We start from the raw sequence: 17,617 nt of genomic DNA, 5'->3' as shown, positions 1-17,617 counted from the left end.
ATCCGCTCGGCACGGTTCACGGCCCATCCATAAAATAAACGGCGGCCCGGAGAAAGTCCGGGCCGCCGCAATGCCCTGCGGCCAATCGGTCGCGGTTGGTCGATCCGCTTACTTGGCGGGGATGACCAGTTCCTTGCCAATGGTCAACGCGCGCGGGTGCGGATTGCCGTTGGCTTCGGAGATCGTCTTCCACTCGAGGGCATCGCCATAGGCCTTGGCAGCGAGATCCCACAGCGTGTCGCCGGGAACGATGCGGTGGCTCCCGGTGACGGGCGCAGCGGCCGGCTCCGTCGTCGTCGTGGCAGCCGGAACCGTCTCCGCCGGCGTGGCAGCCGTCTCGGTGGCGGCCGGTGCCGGGGTCGGTTCTACGGCCTTGGCAGCACCTTCCGTTGCTGCAGGCGCGGTTTCCGTTGCCGGCGCGGCCACCTCGGTAATGCGGCCATCGGTGAAGGGCGTGTAGGGGCGGTTCTTCTCAAGATAGGCGGCAACCGTATCTTCGAGGCTCGGACCGAAGTCGTAGGCGTTCAGGCCGTTGGTCGCGAAGACCTTGTAGCCGTCGCCGCCCGCGCGCATGTAGTTGTTGGAGACGACGCCGTAGGTCTTCTCCGGGTCGAGCGCCACGAAGGCGCGGCCTTCCTTGACCTCGACGGAGACAATGCGGCTGCCGGCGGGCCTGGACGGGTCGAAGGTGTATTTCAGGCCGGAAACCTGCGGGAAACGCCCGGCCGCTTCCTCGATCTTGCTGAGGCCGTTTTCGAGTGCGGCGACGACATCCGAACCCTTGAGCTGGAAGGTGGCGACGGAGTTCTGGAACGGCAGAACCGTCAGCACTTCCCCCATGGTGATGACGCCCTTGTCGATGGAGGCACGCAGGCCGCCGCCATTCTGGATGGCGATGGTGATGCCCTGGTCCTTGACGCGATCGACGAGCGCATCGGCAACCAGATTGCCCATCGAGCATTCCTTGACGCGGCAGGTATCGCGATTGCCGTCGATGATGTCGGTCGCCTCGGAGATTTCCTTCTGTTTCAGCTCTTCGATCGGCGCGCCGAGTTCGGCGATGCGGGCCTTGAAACTTGCATCTTCCGGAACGGAACTGTCGAGCAGCTTCGGTGCGCCTTCGGCGGAGATGACCTTGCCGGCATCGTCGAAGGTGACCTTCAACTCGCCAAGGTATTTGGAATAGGCATAGGCCTGGACGATCGGAACATCGGTGCCCGAGGGGTTCTTGACGAGTGTCGGATAGGGGCCGGCGGCTTTCTCGTCCGTGGAGGAGAGCAGCGTGTGGCTGTGGCCGCCGACGATGACGTCGATGCCGTCAACCGCAGGGGCGATTTCCTTGTCGCGCGGGTAGCCGACATGGGAAAGGAGTACGATCTTGTTGACGCCTTCCGCCTCGATTTTCGGAACGGTTTCCTTAAGGTACTTGATCTCGTCCTCGAAGGTCACGCCTTTGCCCGGCGAAGATGTTTCGCCCGTATCGGTGGCGAGGACGGAAACGATGCCGATCTTCTGGCCGCCGATTTCCTTGACGATGTATCCGGGGATGCGGCCGGCGATCGGCGTGTCGGCTGCAGCAATCGTATTGCCGGACAAAAGCGGTATCTTCAGCGCATTGAGGAACTTGACGAGCTCGGGCTGGCCGTCATCAAACTCGTGGTTGCCGACAGCCATGGCATCGTAGCCGATTGCGTTGGCAAATTCGGCGATCGGGCCGCTCTTGTAGGTCGTGTAGAAAAGCGAGCCCTGGAATTCGTCGCCGGCATTCAGAACCAGCACGTTGCCGTTGGCATCAAGGATCGCCTTGCGGGCCGCATCGATGGCACTCTTCACGCGTGCCAGGCCGCCAAAGCACTCGTTCTTGCTCGCTTCCTCCGGCGTGCAGGTGGAATCGAAGCGGTTGATGGCCTCGATGCGCGAATGAACATCGTTGATGTGCAGGATGTTGAGTTCATAATTGGCAAGTGCGGTTCCACTGGAAAGAGCCAGCAGGAGAGCGCTAAAGAGGCCTGCGCGAAAAGGTCGGTTCATCCATCTTCTCCAGTGAAAGTGTCGCGATGTCCTGCAAAAGACATCGCGTAAGCCGTCAGACACGCTGGATGTTTCCATTCCGCTACGACAACTTCAAGGGAAAAGACGCCGCCTGCATGCAGCTTTTAACGAGAACAGGCCGCGTTGCGCTGCGGTCAGTCGTTTCCGATGCCTTTCCGTCTGCGTGCACCCTCAGGCGCGGCGCTGAAGCGAGAACTGCGCGCCCTTGTCCGTCGTGCAGTTGAGCTGGCTTGGGGTCACCAGCGCGCAATTGACCTTCTGCTGCGTGTTGCGCACCAGCGAGGTCATGCTGATCTCGACGAGTTTGTCGGTCACGTTGATGTAGGTGCCGGTCGCCAGAAGCTGGTTGGTGTCCGTCGTGCGGGTCGAGAAGGTGCCTGCGGTGAAGGTCGAGACGATGCCGTTCGGATCGCTCCAGGCGCCGTCGACGCCGATGCGCTGCTGTGCCACCGGCATGGGACGGTAGCTTTCCCGCGGCTCGGACTGGCAGGCCGACAGGGTTGCGGCGATCGCTGCAAGAATGAGGGGCGTGCGGATGTGCATGGTGTGTCTCCCGCGGGGATGAGCATTGACTTGGACGTCAGCATGCCCGGATTCCTGAGGCAAGGCAAGCGCTTGGCCGTCGCGATGGCAGCCGGTGCCACGTCGTTTTCGCGCCCCTGCGGCTTCCATGACACGGCATGAAAAAGGCCCGGCTTGCGACCGGGCCCCTCTTTTCGATGTTCGCGGATCAGCGAACGAGGATGTTGCGGAACTGCCAGGGATCGCTTTCGTCCAGGTCTTCCGGGAAAAGGCCCGGGCGGCCGTCGAGCGGCGTCCAGTCAGTGTAGTGGCCTTCGATCGGGCCGAGGTAGGGCGACTGCACTTCCAGGCAGCGCTGGAAGTCCATCTCGTCTGCCTCGACGATGCCGGCCGTCGGGTTTTCGAAGGCCCAGACCATGCCGGCGAGAACGGCCGAGGTTACCTGCAGACCGGTCGCGTTCTGGTAGGGCGCGATGCGGCGGGTTTCTTCGAGCGACAGGCGCGAGCCGTACCAGTAGGCGTTCTTGTCGTGGCCGTAGAGCAGCACGCCGAGTTCGTCGATGCCGTCGACCAGTTCATGCTCATCCAGAACGTGCAGCACCGGCTGCGGCGTGCCGCCATTGCCGAACATTTCGTGCAGCGAAAGCACGGCGTCGTTGGCGGGATGGTAGGCGTAGTGGCAGGTCGGACGGAAGGTCACGTCGCCGTCCTTGTCGCGGACCGTGAAGTAGTCGGCGATCGAGATCGATTCATTGTGCGTGACGAGGAAGCCGTACTGCGGACCAGGGGTCGGGCACCAGGTGCGAACGCGCGTGTTGGCGCCCGGCTGTTCGAGGTAGATGGCGGCTTGGCAGCCCTTCTTGTGCTTCTTGGCGTTCTTCGGCATCCACTTTTCATGGGTGCCCCAGCCGAGTTCGGCCGGCTGCAGACCTTCGGAGATGAAGCCTTCGACGGACCAGGTGTTCCAGAAGACGTTGAACGGCTTCGGGTTCTTGGTGCGCTGGGTGTCGCGCTCGGCAATGTGGACACCCTTGACGCCAAGCTTCTTCATCAGCTTGGCCCAGGCTTCGCGGTCTTCCTGCGCGGGGGTCTCGATCTCGAGGCCGGTGTCTTTGGCAAGGTTGACGAGCGCCTGCTTGACGAACCAGGAGACCATGCCGGGGTTTGCGCCGCAGGTCGAAACGGCCGTTGCGCCGCCCGGGTTCTTTTCCTTCTCCTTGCGCAGGGTTTCGCGCAGCGCGTAGTTGGTGCGCTCGGAGTTCTTCATGTTCTTGTCGAAATAGAAGCCGAGCCAGGGTTCGACGACCGTGTCGATGTAGAGGGCGTCATGCTTGCGGCACAGCTTCATCAGGTCGACCGAGCCGGTATCGACCGACAGGTTGACGCAGAAGGCCTGGCCGCCGCCTTCCTTCAGGAGCGGCTTCAGCAGTTCCTTGTAGTTTTCCTTCGTGACATGCGACTTGATGTGGCGCACGCCATACTTTGCGAAGATTTCGGCATTGGCAGCGTCTTCACGCGGCTCGATGACGATCAGCCGGTTCCGGTCATACGAGAAATGGCGGTCGATCAGCGGCAGAGTGCCGCGACCGATCGAACCGAAACCGATCATGACGATCGGGCCGGTGATTTGGCCGTAAACCGGGTAATTGCTGTCTGACATTTTGCCTTCTCTCCTGAAATTTTTTCCGCCAGCCGGTGGCATAGCCCTATCCGGTTGCCCGCGAAATTGCAGGCCCTAGAGCACAGTTTTATGTCACAAGAAAGAGGCCGGGGGTCAAGGCCCCCTGAAAAGCGGCGTCCGGAAGCGTCCGTTTTATTCGCCGGCTATTCTTTTCAGTGCGTCGACCAGACCCGCGCGACGGCTGGCCAGCCCCTTGTAGGCGGCTTCCGGCAGGCTCAGACCTTCCAGTTCGCGCATGAAGCTCAAGGCCAGCGCCGGTGCGTCCGGCGCGCGCTCCAGAATGTCGAACGGGTCGGCGTGGATGCGGATGGAAAAGACCAGGGCGCCCGATCGCGGCAGGCGGCGCAGTGTCTGGCGCTCGATGCGGATGAAGGTGCGGTCGCGCTCGAAGGGTCTCGGCAGGGCCGCCTCGCTCTCGGCCTTGGTCTTTGGCGTGTGGAGCGCGCCCGTCTCGTTGATGCTCCAGTTGAAGCGCTCGACGATGCGGTCGGCGGGCAGGCGGTCGAACATGCGGTTGACGAGGTCGGCATTGCGCGTGCCGGCACCGAAGCCGGGCACGGGTTCGTGGATCTCGTCCATGGTGCGGCCGAATTTTTCCGGCAGCGACCAGGACGAGGGGAAGGCGATGAAGGCCGCCGTCAGCCGCCAGCCCTCCGGCGAGGGGCTCATGATGGCGAAGTCTTCCTGGACCAGCAGGCCGGCCGCGAGGATCGGCGGATCGGTGCCGAGATCGACCGTCTCTCCGGCCACGTGGATACGGTCGCCCTCGCGGCGATGTGTGCCGCCATGGTGGGCTTCGAGATGGCTTGCCAGCCAATCCAGAAGCTCGCGCTGGGCCGGCAAGCTGGCCTCCTCGACCAGCAGCACCGTCTCGCGACAAGTGGCGAGCAGGCGGCGCTTTTCGGCAAGGTAGGCGGAGAGTTCCGCGTCCGGCGTGAGCCATGCCTCTGGCTCGATCTGCCGCAGCCCTATGGTGAAGGCCTGCGAGCGTCCGTCATAGGGCGTGTGGGTGGGGCGATGGCGCGCGCCTTGCGCGGCGTCCTCCACCGCGTCAATCCACCAGTTCGGCGCGGATGAGGCCGCGCAGGGAATTGCCGACGTAGAGCGGCCGGCTCTTCAGCTTGGCGAGCGAGAGCACGCCGCTGCGGGCCTTGCGCTCGCGGATGAGGTCGGCACGCAACACGCCGGGCAGCAGGCCGCTGGTCAGGGGCGGGGTTACCAGCATGCCGTCGGTATCCTCGGCGAAGATGTTGGTGATCGTGCCTTCGCAGACCTCGTCGCGCTCGTTGAGCAGGATGACCTCGTCGGCCTCCTCCTTGGTGAATTCGGCGCGGGCGGCCTCGTAAAGATCACGGCGCGAGGTCTTGTGGCGGTAGAGCGCGTCTTCGGAGGGCATGCGGGTCTTGGCGACTTTCAGGCGCCAGACCGTCTCCTCGGCCAGCGGCTCGAAGGGCGTGGTCGAGATCTCCACCTTGCCGCGGAAGCTGGAGACCAGCCGCACGCGCAGCGGCGTCTCGCCGGAGACGGCCTCGGCAAGCTGCTTCTTCGGATCCTTTGGCTGGCGGAAGCCCAGCGCATCGGCCGAACGCGTCAGGCGTCGCAGATGCTGGTCGAGACGCACGAACCCGTCGCCCGGCTGCCAGCGCATCGTCTCGATCAGCGAGAAATCCATTGATCACCCACGGCAAACCGCGCCTTCAGCAGGCATTCCTCATACTCGTCCTCCGCCTTCGAATCGAAGACGATGCCGCCGCCGACATTGAAGACCGCGCGGCCGTGATTGAACAGGGAGATGGTGCGGATGGCAACGGAAAAACGCATCGGCCCGGCCGGATCGCACCAGCCGATGGCGCCGCAATAGACGTCGCGCGGGCCGGCCTCGAGGCCGTGCAGGATGCGCATGGCCCACATTTTCGGCGCGCCGGTGACGGAACCGCAGGGGAACAGCGCGGCCAGAATTTCCGGAAGACCGATCTCGCGTCTCAGCTTGGCGCGCACGTAGCTCACCATCTGGTGCACGGTCGGATAGGTCTCGATGGCGAAGAGCTTCGGGACGGAGAGCGTGCCGACCTGCGAAATGACGGAGACATCGTTGCGCAGGAGATCAACGATCATGCGGTTCTCGGCCTGCGTCTTTTCATCGCCCAGCATGGCGGCGATGATCGCCTCATCCTCCTGCGGGGAAGCGCCGCGTGGGGCGGTGCCCTTCATCGGCCGCGTTTCCAGCCAGCCGTCGGCATCGACGGAGAAGAACAGTTCCGGCGAACGCGACAGGATGACCGGGCCGCCGAGATCGATCAGCGCGCCGTAATGCACCGGCTGGCGCCCGACCAGCGACCAGAAGGCAGCGCGCGGGTCACCGCTCCATTCGGCTTCGATGGGCATGGTGAGGTTGGCCTGATAGCAATCGCCCTTGCGCAGATGCTGGTGCAGCCGCTCGAAGCGGTCGCGGTAGGTGTCGAGGTCCCAGGCCGCGCGGGCCTGTGTCAGGAAGGGTGCGTTGGGGATGTTCGAGGGGGCGGCTGCATGCGGATGATCGTCTTTGGCCGGCGCATCGAAGATGCCCATGGCGATCAGGGGTGTTTGCCGTTCGTCCTCGATCAGCGGGGAGAGCTTCTCCTCGAAGACGAAGCCGGCCTCGTAGGACATGTAACCCGCCACCCACTTGCCGGCCTGCCGCGCCGCTTCGATGCGGGCGAGCGCCGGGCGCACCGCAGCCGCCGTCCGGGCGATGACGAGATCGTCGGGATCGGCAAAGACAAGGCTCTTTCCCGCGCGGTCGTCGCGGAAAAGCGCGTAAGGGGCATGGTCACCCATCGAAATGTAACTCTGTTCAGGCTGCCTTATCTAGCGCTTCCAGCTCGTCGATGAGCCCTTCGATCATCGACAATCCCTTGGCCCAGAACGACGGATCGGTGGCGTCAAGGCCAAAGGGAGCCAGAAGCTCGGAATGGTGCTTGGTGCCGCCGGCCTTCAAGAGGTCGAAATACTTGTCCTGGAAGCCGCTCTCGGCCTTCTGGTAGACGGCGTAGAGCGAGTTCACGAGGCAGTCGCCGAAGGCATAGGCATAGACGTAGAAGGGCGAGTGGATGAAGTGGGGGATGTAGGCCCAGTAGGTCTCGTACCCCTCGGAAATGCGAATGGCCGGTCCGAGGCTTTCCTCCTGCACGGAGAGCCAGAGCTGACCGATATCGTCGGCCGTCAGTTCGCCCTCCCGGCGGGCCGTGTGTACCTTGCGCTCGAATTCATAGAAGGCGATCTGGCGCACGACCGTGTTGATCATGTCCTCCACCTTCTGGGCAAGCATGGCCTTGCGCTCGCGCTTGTCCGTGGTGCGGTCGAGAAGGGCGCGGAAGGTCAGCATCTCGCCGAAGACGGAGGCCGTTTCGGCGAGCGTCAATGGCGTGGAGGCCATCAGCGCGCCCTGCGCGCCGGCCAGAACCTGATGCACGCCATGGCCGAGTTCGTGGGCAAGCGTCATCACGTCGCGCGGCTTGCCCATATAGTTGAGCAGAACATAGGGGTGGGCGGAGGGCACGGTCGGGTGGGCGAAGGCGCCGGGCGCCTTGCCGGGGCGTACCGGCGCATCGATCCAGCCTTCCTCGAAGAACCGGCCCGCAATGGCGGCCATCTCGGGGGCGAAGCCGCTATAGGCGTCGAGCACGGTCTTCTTCGCCTCCGGCCAGGCGATCAGCGCGTTCGGCGTTTCCGGGAGCGGCGCGTTGCGGTCCCAGTAGTCCATTCTCTCCATGCCGAGCCAGCGGGCCTTCATCGCATAGTAGCGGTGCGAAAGGCGCGGATAGGCCTCGCGTACGGCCGCTGCCAGCGCATCGACCACTTCGCGCTCGACCCGGTTGGCAAGGTGCCGGCTGTCGGCAATGTCCTCGAAACCACGCCAGCGGTCGGAAATTTCCTTGTCCTTGGCGAGCGTGTTGGTGATCAGCGTGAAGGTGCGGATATTGTCGCGGAAGGTTTTGGCAAGCGCCTCGGCGGCCTTGCGGCGAGCCTCCGGGTCCGGATCCTGCAGCTGGTTCAGCGCCACTTCAAGGGGCAACTCCTCGCCGTCGATCGTGTAGCGCAGGGCCGCCATGGTCTCGTCGAACAGTCGGTTGAAGGCACCCGCGCCCGTCATCGATTTTTCGAGGAAGAGCTGCTCAATCCTGTCGTCCAACTGGAAGGGCTTGTCCTGGCGCAGGTCCAGCACCCAAGGCTTGTAGTGGGCGAGCAGCGCATCGGTACCGAAAGCGGCGTTGATCACAGCGTCATCGATGCGGTTCAACTCCAGTGAGAAGAAGACGAGGTGCGAACCGAGGTCCGTCAGCGTCGCCTGCACGTCGCCGTAGAGCTTGCCGTTTTTCGGGTCGCTCGTGTCGGAGAAATAGGTGAGGCCAGCATAGGAGGCGAGGCGGCCCATGCGCTCTTCGATGGCCTCGAAGGCGCGGATGGCGGCGCCGAGCCCCTCGTCGCCCGTCTTGGCCGCCGCGGCTTCGAGATGGCCCTTCCATCGGGCCTCGAAGGCAAGCGTCTCGTTTCGCACCGCTTTCAGGTCACTGGTGAATTCCGGTGACGTTGACGAGGGATAGAGGTCGGTCAGCTTCCAGACCGGAAGCTCGCCAAGGCTCTCGCTCGCTCTGGCTGCGCCGGCATCGGCGGGAATGGCGAGGCGGTCGAAATGGGCGGCTGGACGGTGCTGGACAGGCATGAGGCATCTCGCAGGGTTGGCGGCGGCAAGGCAGGCCCGGTCCCGAAAGAGGACCATGGCTTGTGGACAGGATATGGGCCGGAGGGAGCAAGCGCGCAACCGTTAAAATGCGAGCCTTTCTCCAAAGCCGATCTTCAGTCCTTTCTGGCAGCAATAGCGTCATGGAACGGCACATGACGTCCCGTTTCGCGCCATTTCGCGTGAGGAGAGCTTTGATGACCAGGATTCTCATTGTTGAGGACGATCCGATCCAGCGTCGCCTGCTGGTCAATATCGTCGAGCGGCTCGGCTATGAGGCGCTGCAGGCGGACAATGGTCTCCTGGGGCTGGACATGCTCTCGCGCAAGGGTGCGCCCGTTCGCGCGGTGTTGCTGGACCTGATGATGCCGGAGATGGATGGCCAGACCTTCCTCGAAACGGCGCGCCAGTATGGCTATACGGTGCCGATCATCGTGCAAACCGGGCAGGGCGGCATCGATACCGTCGTCAAGGCCATGCAGGCCGGCGCCTTCGATTTCGTGGTCAAGCCGCTGACGCCGGAGCGTGTCGCGGTGGCGATAAGCAATGCCCTGAAGCTGGAGGCCGAAGGCTCGACGCGCAAGAGCGCGGCGCGGCGCCCGCGCGGCCAGCATCTCTCCTTCGATGACATCGTGTCCGCGAGCCCGGCGATGCTGCGCGTGCTTGATCTTGGCCGTCGCGCCGCGCAGTCCAACATTCCGGTCGTGCTGGAAGGGGAGTCCGGCGTCGGCAAGGAAATGGTCGCCCGCGCCATTCAGACCGCCAGCGAACGCTCCAATCGCCCCTTCGTTACCGTCAATTGCGGTGCCATCCCGCACAATCTGGTCGAGAGCATCCTGTTTGGCCACGAGAAGGGCGCCTTCACCGGCGCCAGCGAGCGCCATGCGGGCAAGTTCGTGGAAGCCGATGGCGGGACACTGTTCCTCGACGAGATCGGCGATCTGCCGCTCGACGTGCAGGTCAAGCTGCTGCGCGCCGTGCAGCAGGGCGAAATCGAGACGGTGGGCGCCAGCCAGCCGCGCAAGGTGAATGTCAGGCTGATCTCGGCCACCAACAAGGACCTGATCGAAGAGGTGCGCGAAGGTCGCTTCCGCGAGGATCTTTATTACCGTCTGAACGTGTTCCCGATCTCGATTCCGGCCCTGCGCAAGCGCAAGGAAGACATTCCGGTTCTCGTGCGCGCCTTCGTGGAGCGGTTCAGCAACGAACAGCGCCTGACGACCACGCTCGGCATTTCGCGCGGCGCGATGGCGCTGCTGACGGCCTATGACTGGCCGGGCAATATCCGCCAGCTCGAAAACGTCATCTTCCGCGCCGTGGTGCTGGCGGAGGGGCCGGAACTGACGGTTCGCGATTTCCCGCAGATCGCCACGCAGATCCCCGGCTTCGTGGTCACGGAAATGGGCAGCCTCAATCTCGGAGAGGCCCCGCTTGCGCCGCCGGCGCCTGTCGAGATCACCCAGCGTCCCACCGTCTTCCCCGATTTCGGCCAGCCGGACCTGACGGCCCTGCGCTCCGCGGCGGCGGAAATGCGCTCGGCCAACGCGATCGTTACCCTCGATGACGGTGGCGACGTGCGCAAGCTCGCGGATGTGGAGGAGGAACTGATCCGCTTCGCCCTCAAATACTATCGCGGGCAGATGAGCCAGGTGGCGCGCAAGCTCGGCATCGGCCGCTCCACGCTCTACAGAAAACTGAAGGATTACGGAATCGATCCCGACAATCCGGTCGAGCAAGCCGCCTGATTCTGCGCTGGCGCCCTCTCCGGACCGTCGAGCGCCCCATCTGATGGACGGTTCGGCCGCGCCCGATCACGAAACAATCGATTTTTCCAAGGGTTGACTTGGCTTACCTCAATCCTGAGGTCGTTTAGACCTTGTTAGGCACCTGTTCACTATATTATAAGAATAGGTGACGACTGTTGCAAAAGTGCCATTGTGTCACCTTATTTCACGGTCAAAGGGGACAGGTCGGCGCGTTTGTCCTGCGGACGGGGATTGAGTTTGCCAAATTTAGTCGGATTGATGACGCCTGCGGGCCAGGCGCTGAAAAGCGCGTGCGGAGCATTGCTGGAGCGTGCTTCGCGTTTTGCCCTGGCGTTGGTGCTGGCCGCTTCGATGGTGTCGCCGGGTTTTGCCCCGCCGGTCGAGGCCGCCGGTCAGACCCGTACGCTGAAGCTCTATTTCGTGCATACGGGCGAAAAGGCCGCCATTACCTTCAAGCGCAATGGTCGCTACGATCGCAAGGGCCTGCAGCAGATCAACCGGTTCCTGCGCGACTGGCGTCGCAACGAGCCGACGAACATGGATCCGCGCCTCTTCGATCTTGTCTGGGAAGTGTACCAGGCAGCCGGCGCCAAGGACTACATCCACGTCGTTTCCGCCTATCGCTCTCCCGCCACCAACAACATGCTGCGCAGCCGCTCGCGCGGCGTCGCAAAGAAAAGCCAGCACATGCTTGGCAAGGCGATGGATTTCTACATTCCAGGCGTCAAGCTCGCCAAGTTGCGTGAACTCGGCATCCGCTTCCAGGTGGGCGGCGTCGGCTACTACCCGACCTCCGGCTCGCCCTTCGTGCATATGGATGTCGGCGGCGTGCGCGCCTGGCCGCGCATGACGCGCCAGGAACTCACGCGCGTCTTCCCCGATGGCAAGACCATGCACATTCCCTCCGACGGCAAGCCGCTGCCGGGCTACGCGCAGGCGGTGGCCGACTACAAGAAGCGCGTCGGAGCCAATGCCATCCAGGTGGCTGGCGGCGGCGCGACCGGCGAAGGCGACGTGCAGAAGAAGCGTCCCGGAAACCTCTTCGCCATGCTGTTTGGCGGCGGCGACGAGGATGAGGAACCCGATGCGATCGCGGCAGGCCCCGGTGCCGGCGGTGATGACGAGGAAGCACCCGCAGCCCGCGCCAAGCCCGCGCCGCAGACCGCCGTCGCGCGCAACGAGGCACTGCCCGGCATTACGGCGACCCAGCCGGCTGTCGAGCCGCAGACCGAGACCGCCGAAGCGCTGAATGCGCCCGTACCGCTCAACCGTCCGGCGTTCCGCCAGCAGCCTGTCGAAGAGCCCGGCGTTGCTGTCGCGCTTGTCAACGAACAGCAGGCCGCGAGCCAGGCCGCGATTGCCGCCGTCACAGCCGAGGCCGTGCCCCCGGCGGCAACCGCCGGCAGCGAATTTGCCGATCTGAACGAATACAAGGTGCCGGTGCCGCAGGCCCGCGCCATCCTCGCCGGCCAACTGGCTGCGGCGGCGGATGCGGAGACGGAAGATGGTTTGGAACTCGCCTCCGTGCCGGTGCCGAGCTTGCGTCCGGCGGACGAGACCCTGCTGCAGAGCGTCGCCGAAATGAATGTAGCGGTACCTGCGACCGCTGACCGGTCCACCGTTGCGGCCGCGACCGTGGCTGCCATGGCGCCGGTTGCCGGAACGAGCCCTGCCCAGCAGGCGATCCTTGCCCAGCAGGCCTCTGCCGCCGGTCCGCGCGAGCTGCCGAGCCAGGCCGAGACGCAGGTGGCGCTGGCCGCGCCGAGCTCGGTCATGGACCAGCAGCCGGCTGACCTTGCCGCCTTCGCTCCCGTCGGCGCGACGCCGGCCGCCAGCGGCGCCTTCGACAAGGCGCTCAACGTTGACGAGACGCAGCCGCAGAAGCGTGCCCGCCCGAAGAAGACCGATGCCGAGGCGGCAACGCGCAGCGCGAAGCGCACCGAGCCGAAGCTGACGGACAAGATCATTGCCGAGTGGGCCCTGTCGACGGGCCGCATGGCGACGCTCTCCAAGCCGGTCAAGGCACCGCGTTTTGTCAGCCGTTCGCTGCGGGCCGCCCCGACCACCGTCTATGCCGCCGGCTTTACCAGCGACGAACCGGTACGCGTCGATACGGGCCGCTTCAGCGGCACCGCCGTCAACTTCATGGAAGTGAAGCGTTTCGGCACAAACTGACGTCGATCGCGTTTGCGATCGTCACATCCTTCAAGGGCCGTCCCCCGGGGCGGCCCTTTTGTGTTTCGGGATGCGGAGAGACCCGCGCTATGTCTTGGTTGCCCTCTCGCATGCGCGCCTAGTGATGATCGTGCAGGCACTCGGCATGGTCGGCGAGCACTTCGATCACCCGGCATTCGCAGACCTGGCCATGGCGGCAGCCTTCGACCATGCTTTCGAGCTCGCTTTTCAGCGCCAGCAGGCTGGCAATGCGCTGGTTGACCTCCGCAAGGCGGGCCTTCGCGATGGCGTCGGCCGTATCGCAGGGCTGGTCCGGCCGGTCCTGCAGCGCCAGCAGGGTGCGGATCGCCTCCACCTCGAAGCCGAGCGCGCGGGCATGGCGGATGAAGGCGAGGCGGCGAAGCTCGCTTGCGCTGAAGACACGGCGGTTGCCGGCATCGCGCGCCGGCGCCGGCAAGAGGCCGATCTCCTCGTAGTAGCGGATCGTTGGTATCTTCACACCGCTCTCGCGGGCGGCATCCTTGATCGACAGCGGCTTCATGGACGGTCCTTTCGCAGAGCCGAGATGCTCCAGTCACTGGAGGATGGCGCTTCCGTGCGCCGTTTTCAAGCCTCTCGCCCTGCCTCGCATTTTCTCAGCCCGGCCGGAAATAACCTCTTGCTCCTCTAGCGGCTGGAGGATGTAGGCCGGAAGAAAGAATGAAAGGAGCCGTGTGATGGGCAAGGAAACGGGACGCCAGCGCTATCAGGTCGAGGGCATGGATTGCGGCAGTTGCGCGAGCAAGATCGCGATGGCGGTCGGCCGGCTGCCGGGCATCTCTGACGTATCGGTATCGGCGACCACGGGCAGCATGAGCCTTGCCTTCGAAAATGCCGCGCAACTGCCGGCGGTGGAAACGGCCGTGCGCAAGCTCGGCTACGGCGTTGCTTCGCGGGATGGAGGGCATCCCGCACCGGTCGCGCACGAGCCGGCTGCCTGCGATCACGATCATAACGGCCACGACCACCACCACGATCAGCCGGATGTTGCGACGGCAGGTGCCGCGCCCCACGGCCTGCACGGTCACGATCATAGGCCATCGGACGGGCCCTGGTGGGCGTCGCGCAAGGCGCAACTGACGCTTTTGAGCGGCGCGGCGCTGGTGCTGGCCTATGGTCTTGGCCATCTTGTCCCGGCGGCCTCGACCTACGCCTTCGTGGCGGCCATGCTGGTGGGGCTGGTGCCCATCGCGCGGCGGGCGCTGGCGGCCGCGCGGGCCGGCATTCCCTTCACCATCGAGACGCTGATGACGATTGCGGCTGTCGGCGCCGTCATCATCGATGCGGGGGAAGAAGCGGCGGCGGTCGTCTTTCTCTTTCTGGTCGGAGAACTCCTGGAAGGCATTGCGACCGGCCGGGCGCGGGCCAGCATCCAGGCACTTGGCAAGTTGGTGCCGAAGACGGCACGGCTTGTCGAGGGTGAGTCGACCCGGGAGGTGCCGGCCGAAACGCTGATCCTTGACGCCGTTATCCTCATCCGTCCCGGCGATCGCGTCCCGGCCGATGGCCTGATCATTTCCGGCGAAAGCGCTATCGACGAGGCGCCGGTCACAGGCGAAAGCGTGCCGGTGCGCAAGGCGGTGGGCGATGCCGTCTTTGCCGGGACGATCAATGGCGAAGCCGTGCTGACGGTGCGCGTCACCGCGACGGCAGCTGACAATACGATTGCCCGCGTCGTGCGGCTGGTGGAGGAGGCGCAGGAGGCCAAGAGCCCGACGGAACGCTTCATCGACCGCTTTTCCCGCTTTTATACGCCCGTCGTGCTGGCGGCCGGGGCGCTGGTGGCCGTGCTGCCGCCGCTTCTCACGGGGGCCGACTGGTCGGCATGGATCTACAAGGGTCTGGCGGTGCTCTTGATCGGCTGCCCCTGCGCCCTCGTCATCTCCACGCCCGCCGCCATCGCGGCTTCCCTCTCGGCCGGCGCGCGGCGCGGCCTGTTGATGAAGGGCGGGGCTGTGCTGGAGGGCATGGGCCGGTTGAGCGCGGTCGCCCTCGACAAGACGGGGACCTTGACGCAAGGGCGGCCCGCGGTGACCGACATCATTGCCCGCGGCCGTACGGAAGCGGATGTGCTGGCGCTCGCCGCCGCGCTGGAAACCGGCTCCAGCCATCCGCTGGCGCTGGCGATCCTCGCGCGCGCCGGCGCCGATGGTGTGATGGTCCCGCCTGCCATCAATGCCCGCGCCATCGGCGGCAAGGGCGTCAGCGCCACGGTGAAGGGCGAAGAGGTCTTCCTCGGCGCCCCGCAGGCCGCTTCAGAGCGCGTGACGCTTCCGGCCGATCTCGCCCAGCACATCCAGACGCTCAACGACGCCGGCAAGACCGTGTCGGTCCTGCTGGTTGGCGGTTCCGTCGCCGGCACGCTGGCAATGCGCGACGAGCCGCGCGCCGATGCAGTGGAAGGGTTGCGGGCGCTGAAGGCGCTCGGCATCCGCACGGTGATGCTGACCGGCGACAACCGCCGCACGGCAAAGGCGATCGGCACTCTTCTCGGCATGGACGATGTGCGCGCCGAACTGCTGCCGGAGGACAAGCAGCGCATCGTGCGGGAACTGAAGGCAGAAGGCCTGGTGGTTGGCAAGGTCGGCGATGGCATCAATGACGCTCCGGCCCTTGCCGCCGCCGATATCGGCATCGCCATGGGCGGTGGTACCGACGTCGCCCTCGAAACCGCCGACGCCGCCATCCTCCACGCCCGCGTCACCGACATCGCCCGCATGGTCACCCTCTCCCGCCGCACCATGGGCAACATTCAGCAGAACATCACCATCGCGCTCGGGCTGAAGGCGGTGTTCCTCGTGACCACGGTGATGGGCATCACCGGTCTCTGGCCGGCGATCCTCGCGGATACGGGCGCGACGGTGCTGGTGACGACGAATGCGCTGAGGTTGTTGCGGTGAGGGGCATGTGAACCACTGTACGTCTTGTCGTGTGGGTGGCTGCCTGTTGCGGCAATGGACTGTTGAGGGTTCGCCTGGCTGGGGAGTTGCTTGGTCCATCAAGCTTGGCAGGGGCTTTACTACCACACGACCGGCGTTGCCTTGACCCGCCGGTCGCTCTGCCTTATCTTTAGGTCAACGGCGTAGATCGACTGAGGTCCATGGGGACTAATAGCGCCGTTGCCATCAGCTTATGCTGATCACTTGCTTATGGCTGTGGGTCTTCGGGCTTGGCTGCGTCGAGGATATCAATGGGGGATCGGAAACGGTTCCACATTTCCTTTTAAAAGTAGGGTAATCCATTCCTTGTCATGTGTGCGACCATGCCGAAAGGGCATGACCGCAACGTTCGGACCATGTTGGTTCGCACATAGGCACTTTCCACATGCATGTCGAGAAAGTGGAGGTCCGGCGCTTCCGGCTGCTGTGCGGAATTCTTTACCCTGAAGAAAGCGCAGTATCGCTGTTGATCACCGCCTTCGGGAGGCAGATGAATCGCGAACGATGTCCAGTTATGGTCGTGGGTGAGTGACACTCTTGATGTCGGCTTCGCGAAAAGGGCCGCCATCATGGCCGTGAGTTTCTTGGTGTGGGCGTATCTCTCCGGGCAGTAAACCCTCAGCTTGGGAGCGGGCCCGATAATGTGGTCGTGTGATGCCAACGTCTCGCCAGTCTTGAGTTCCCTGGAATAGCAGTGATTGGAATAGCGTAGCCAGACTCTGTGGGTCTGGCTGTCGGACGCTGTCAGTCAGGTAAAGTCTGCACTTGTCTGACGAAGATGGCTCACGTCAATCAGACTGCCGTGATGGTAGAAGTTTTCGTGCTGCATTCGCCAGTAGCGCCTGAAGAAAGATGGATGCTTATCCTCTCACCTTAGGCAATTTTCTCGCGGAATGCGTGCAATTTCGGCATGGTCTATAGTCGTCACCCATAATAAAAGGGCGCCCGTGGCGCCCTCCCGTCATTCCATGCCCAGCGCGGCCATGTAGGTCTGCAGGATCGTCTCCTCCTCGATGCGCTCGTTGGCGTCCTTCTTGCGCAGGCGGATGATGGTCTTCATGGCCTTGGTGTCGTAACCGCGGCCCTTGGCTTCGCCGAAGACGTCCTTGATGTCGTCGGAGATCGAGGCCTTTTCTTCTTCCAGGCGCTCGATGCGCTCGATGAACTGGCGCAGTTCGGCGGCGGCCACGTTTTCGACTGCTGCGGTTTCTTCCATTGATCGCTCCTGTCCGCGTCTTCTTGTCCGGGCCCGTCATCTGCCGCTTTGGCGCCCGCCGGTCAAGGGAGAAGGGCGCGCTTTGGCGAGGCTGCACGTCCCAAAGCGGGCTCGTCGCTTGAAAGCATGGCTGAATTTCGGCTGCGCGCGCCTGTGGGCGGGGTGTGCAGAACGGGTGCGATCACTCCTGCGGGCGATTGCGCTCGAAGGCCTGCTTCTGGTCGTCGGTCGCCTCGCGCTGGTTGAGGGCGCGCCATTCCTCATAGGGCATGCCGTAGACGTGCAGGCGGGCGGCGTCCTTGTCGATGGGGTGGCCGGCTTCCGTGGCCGCATCGCGGTACCAGTTGGCGAGGCAGTTGCGGCAGAAGCCGGCAAGGTTCATCAGCTCGATATTCTGCACGTCCGGCCGTGCCGCAAGGTGGGACAGCAGGCGGCGGAAGGCGGCGGCTTCGGCATTGCGGATGTCGTCGGGGCTCATGGCCATGCTTGCGGTTCTGATGTCTGGGA

At 64.3% G+C, this 17,617-nt stretch carries 13 protein-coding genes; 3 read left to right on the top strand and 10 right to left on the bottom strand.

Features of this window, described 5'->3' with window-relative positions; genetic code table 11:
- Positions 1 to 108: 108 nt before the first annotated feature.
- The 7 genes from F3H41_RS08530 to F3H41_RS08500 form a co-directional block, all read right to left on the bottom strand.
- Positions 109 to 2,031 (bottom strand): 5'-nucleotidase C-terminal domain-containing protein, encoded by a 1,923-nt coding sequence (locus F3H41_RS08530; RefSeq protein ID WP_149738113.1) that lies wholly within the window; start codon positions 2,029 to 2,031, stop codon positions 109 to 111.
- A 192-nt stretch (positions 2,032 to 2,223) separates the two neighbouring features.
- Complete coding sequence (omp10, locus tag F3H41_RS08525; protein ID WP_149738112.1) at positions 2,224 to 2,595, bottom strand: outer membrane lipoprotein Omp10; 372 nt, start codon at positions 2,593 to 2,595, stop codon at positions 2,224 to 2,226.
- 187 nt (positions 2,596 to 2,782) lie between these two features.
- Positions 2,783 to 4,234, bottom strand: coding sequence for a homospermidine synthase (locus F3H41_RS08520; RefSeq protein WP_149738111.1), 1,452 nt, complete (start codon positions 4,232 to 4,234; stop codon positions 2,783 to 2,785).
- 153 nt (positions 4,235 to 4,387) lie between these two features.
- Entirely contained in the window at positions 4,388 to 5,302 is a 915-nt protein-coding gene (locus F3H41_RS08515; protein WP_149738110.1) for a DUF3445 domain-containing protein, read from the bottom strand.
- A gap of 4 nt (positions 5,303 to 5,306) precedes the next feature.
- Entirely contained in the window at positions 5,307 to 5,927 is a 621-nt protein-coding gene (locus tag F3H41_RS08510; RefSeq protein ID WP_149738109.1) for an aminotransferase class IV family protein, read from the bottom strand.
- Positions 5,912 to 7,072: an aminodeoxychorismate synthase component I gene (locus tag F3H41_RS08505; protein ID WP_149738108.1), complete on the bottom strand. Its 1,161-nt coding sequence runs from the start codon at positions 7,070 to 7,072 to the stop codon at positions 5,912 to 5,914. Before F3H41_RS08505 ends, F3H41_RS08510 begins: the two co-directional genes overlap by 16 nt.
- Positions 7,073 to 7,088: 16 nt before the next feature.
- Positions 7,089 to 8,957 (bottom strand): M3 family oligoendopeptidase, encoded by a 1,869-nt coding sequence (locus tag F3H41_RS08500; RefSeq protein WP_149738107.1) that lies wholly within the window; start codon positions 8,955 to 8,957, stop codon positions 7,089 to 7,091.
- Positions 8,958 to 9,169: 212 nt separating this feature from the next.
- Here F3H41_RS08500 and F3H41_RS08495 point away from each other — a divergent pair, with 212 nt between their 5' ends.
- Together F3H41_RS08495 and F3H41_RS08490 are read left to right on the top strand one after the other, a co-directional pair.
- A complete protein-coding gene (locus tag F3H41_RS08495; RefSeq protein WP_149738106.1) occupies positions 9,170 to 10,720 on the top strand; it encodes a sigma-54 dependent transcriptional regulator in 1,551 nt (516 codons plus the stop codon).
- Positions 10,721 to 11,092: 372 nt separating this feature from the next.
- Positions 11,093 to 12,916: a DUF882 domain-containing protein gene (locus F3H41_RS08490; RefSeq protein ID WP_244616141.1), complete on the top strand. Its 1,824-nt coding sequence runs from the start codon at positions 11,093 to 11,095 to the stop codon at positions 12,914 to 12,916.
- Between the two features lie 118 nt (positions 12,917 to 13,034).
- Here F3H41_RS08490 and F3H41_RS08485 read toward each other — a convergent pair whose 3' ends face one another.
- Positions 13,035 to 13,457 (bottom strand): helix-turn-helix domain-containing protein, encoded by a 423-nt coding sequence (locus F3H41_RS08485; RefSeq protein ID WP_149738104.1) that lies wholly within the window; start codon positions 13,455 to 13,457, stop codon positions 13,035 to 13,037.
- Between the two features lie 175 nt (positions 13,458 to 13,632).
- Between F3H41_RS08485 and F3H41_RS08480 the strand changes: the two genes are divergently transcribed.
- Positions 13,633 to 15,855: a heavy metal translocating P-type ATPase gene (locus F3H41_RS08480; RefSeq protein ID WP_149738103.1), complete on the top strand. Its 2,223-nt coding sequence runs from the start codon at positions 13,633 to 13,635 to the stop codon at positions 15,853 to 15,855.
- Between the two features lie 1,000 nt (positions 15,856 to 16,855).
- Here the strand turns inward: F3H41_RS08480 and F3H41_RS08475 are convergent.
- Positions 16,856 to 17,110, bottom strand: coding sequence for a DUF2312 domain-containing protein (locus F3H41_RS08475; RefSeq protein WP_149738102.1), 255 nt, complete (start codon positions 17,108 to 17,110; stop codon positions 16,856 to 16,858).
- A gap of 181 nt (positions 17,111 to 17,291) precedes the next feature.
- Complete coding sequence (locus tag F3H41_RS08470) at positions 17,292 to 17,594, bottom strand: DUF1244 domain-containing protein (protein WP_149738283.1); 303 nt, start codon at positions 17,592 to 17,594, stop codon at positions 17,292 to 17,294.
- Positions 17,595 to 17,617: the final 23 nt, after the last annotated feature.

Source organism: Rhizobium sp. RU20A (assembly GCF_900155885.1).
Lineage (GTDB): Bacteria > Pseudomonadota > Alphaproteobacteria > Rhizobiales > Rhizobiaceae > RU20A.
The sequence above is the reverse complement of the archived record's forward strand: the minus strand, read 5'-3'. Positions and strand labels throughout refer to the sequence as shown.

What these genes read in the sequence shown, in the direction of transcription:
- F3H41_RS08520 (WP_149738111.1), bottom strand. Translation starts at nt 4,234, where the DNA reads ATGTCAGACAGCAATTACCCGGTTTACGGCCAAATCACCGGCCCGATC.
- F3H41_RS08470 (WP_149738283.1), bottom strand. Translation starts at nt 17,594, where the DNA reads ATGGCCATGAGCCCCGACGACATCCGCAATGCCGAAGCCGCCGCCTTC.
- F3H41_RS08500 (WP_149738107.1), bottom strand. Translation starts at nt 8,957, where the DNA reads ATGCCTGTCCAGCACCGTCCAGCCGCCCATTTCGACCGCCTCGCCATT.
- F3H41_RS08485 (WP_149738104.1), bottom strand. Translation starts at nt 13,457, where the DNA reads ATGAAGCCGCTGTCGATCAAGGATGCCGCCCGCGAGAGCGGTGTGAAG.
- omp10 (WP_149738112.1), bottom strand. Translation starts at nt 2,595, where the DNA reads ATGCACATCCGCACGCCCCTCATTCTTGCAGCGATCGCCGCAACCCTG.
- F3H41_RS08490 (WP_244616141.1), top strand. Translation starts at nt 11,093, where the DNA reads ATGGTGTCGCCGGGTTTTGCCCCGCCGGTCGAGGCCGCCGGTCAGACC.
- F3H41_RS08475 (WP_149738102.1), bottom strand. Translation starts at nt 17,110, where the DNA reads ATGGAAGAAACCGCAGCAGTCGAAAACGTGGCCGCCGCCGAACTGCGC.
- F3H41_RS08480 (WP_149738103.1), top strand. Translation starts at nt 13,633, where the DNA reads ATGGGCAAGGAAACGGGACGCCAGCGCTATCAGGTCGAGGGCATGGAT.
- F3H41_RS08530 (WP_149738113.1), bottom strand. Translation starts at nt 2,031, where the DNA reads ATGAACCGACCTTTTCGCGCAGGCCTCTTTAGCGCTCTCCTGCTGGCT.
- F3H41_RS08505 (WP_149738108.1), bottom strand. Translation starts at nt 7,072, where the DNA reads ATGGGTGACCATGCCCCTTACGCGCTTTTCCGCGACGACCGCGCGGGA.
- F3H41_RS08510 (WP_149738109.1), bottom strand. Translation starts at nt 5,927, where the DNA reads ATGGATTTCTCGCTGATCGAGACGATGCGCTGGCAGCCGGGCGACGGG.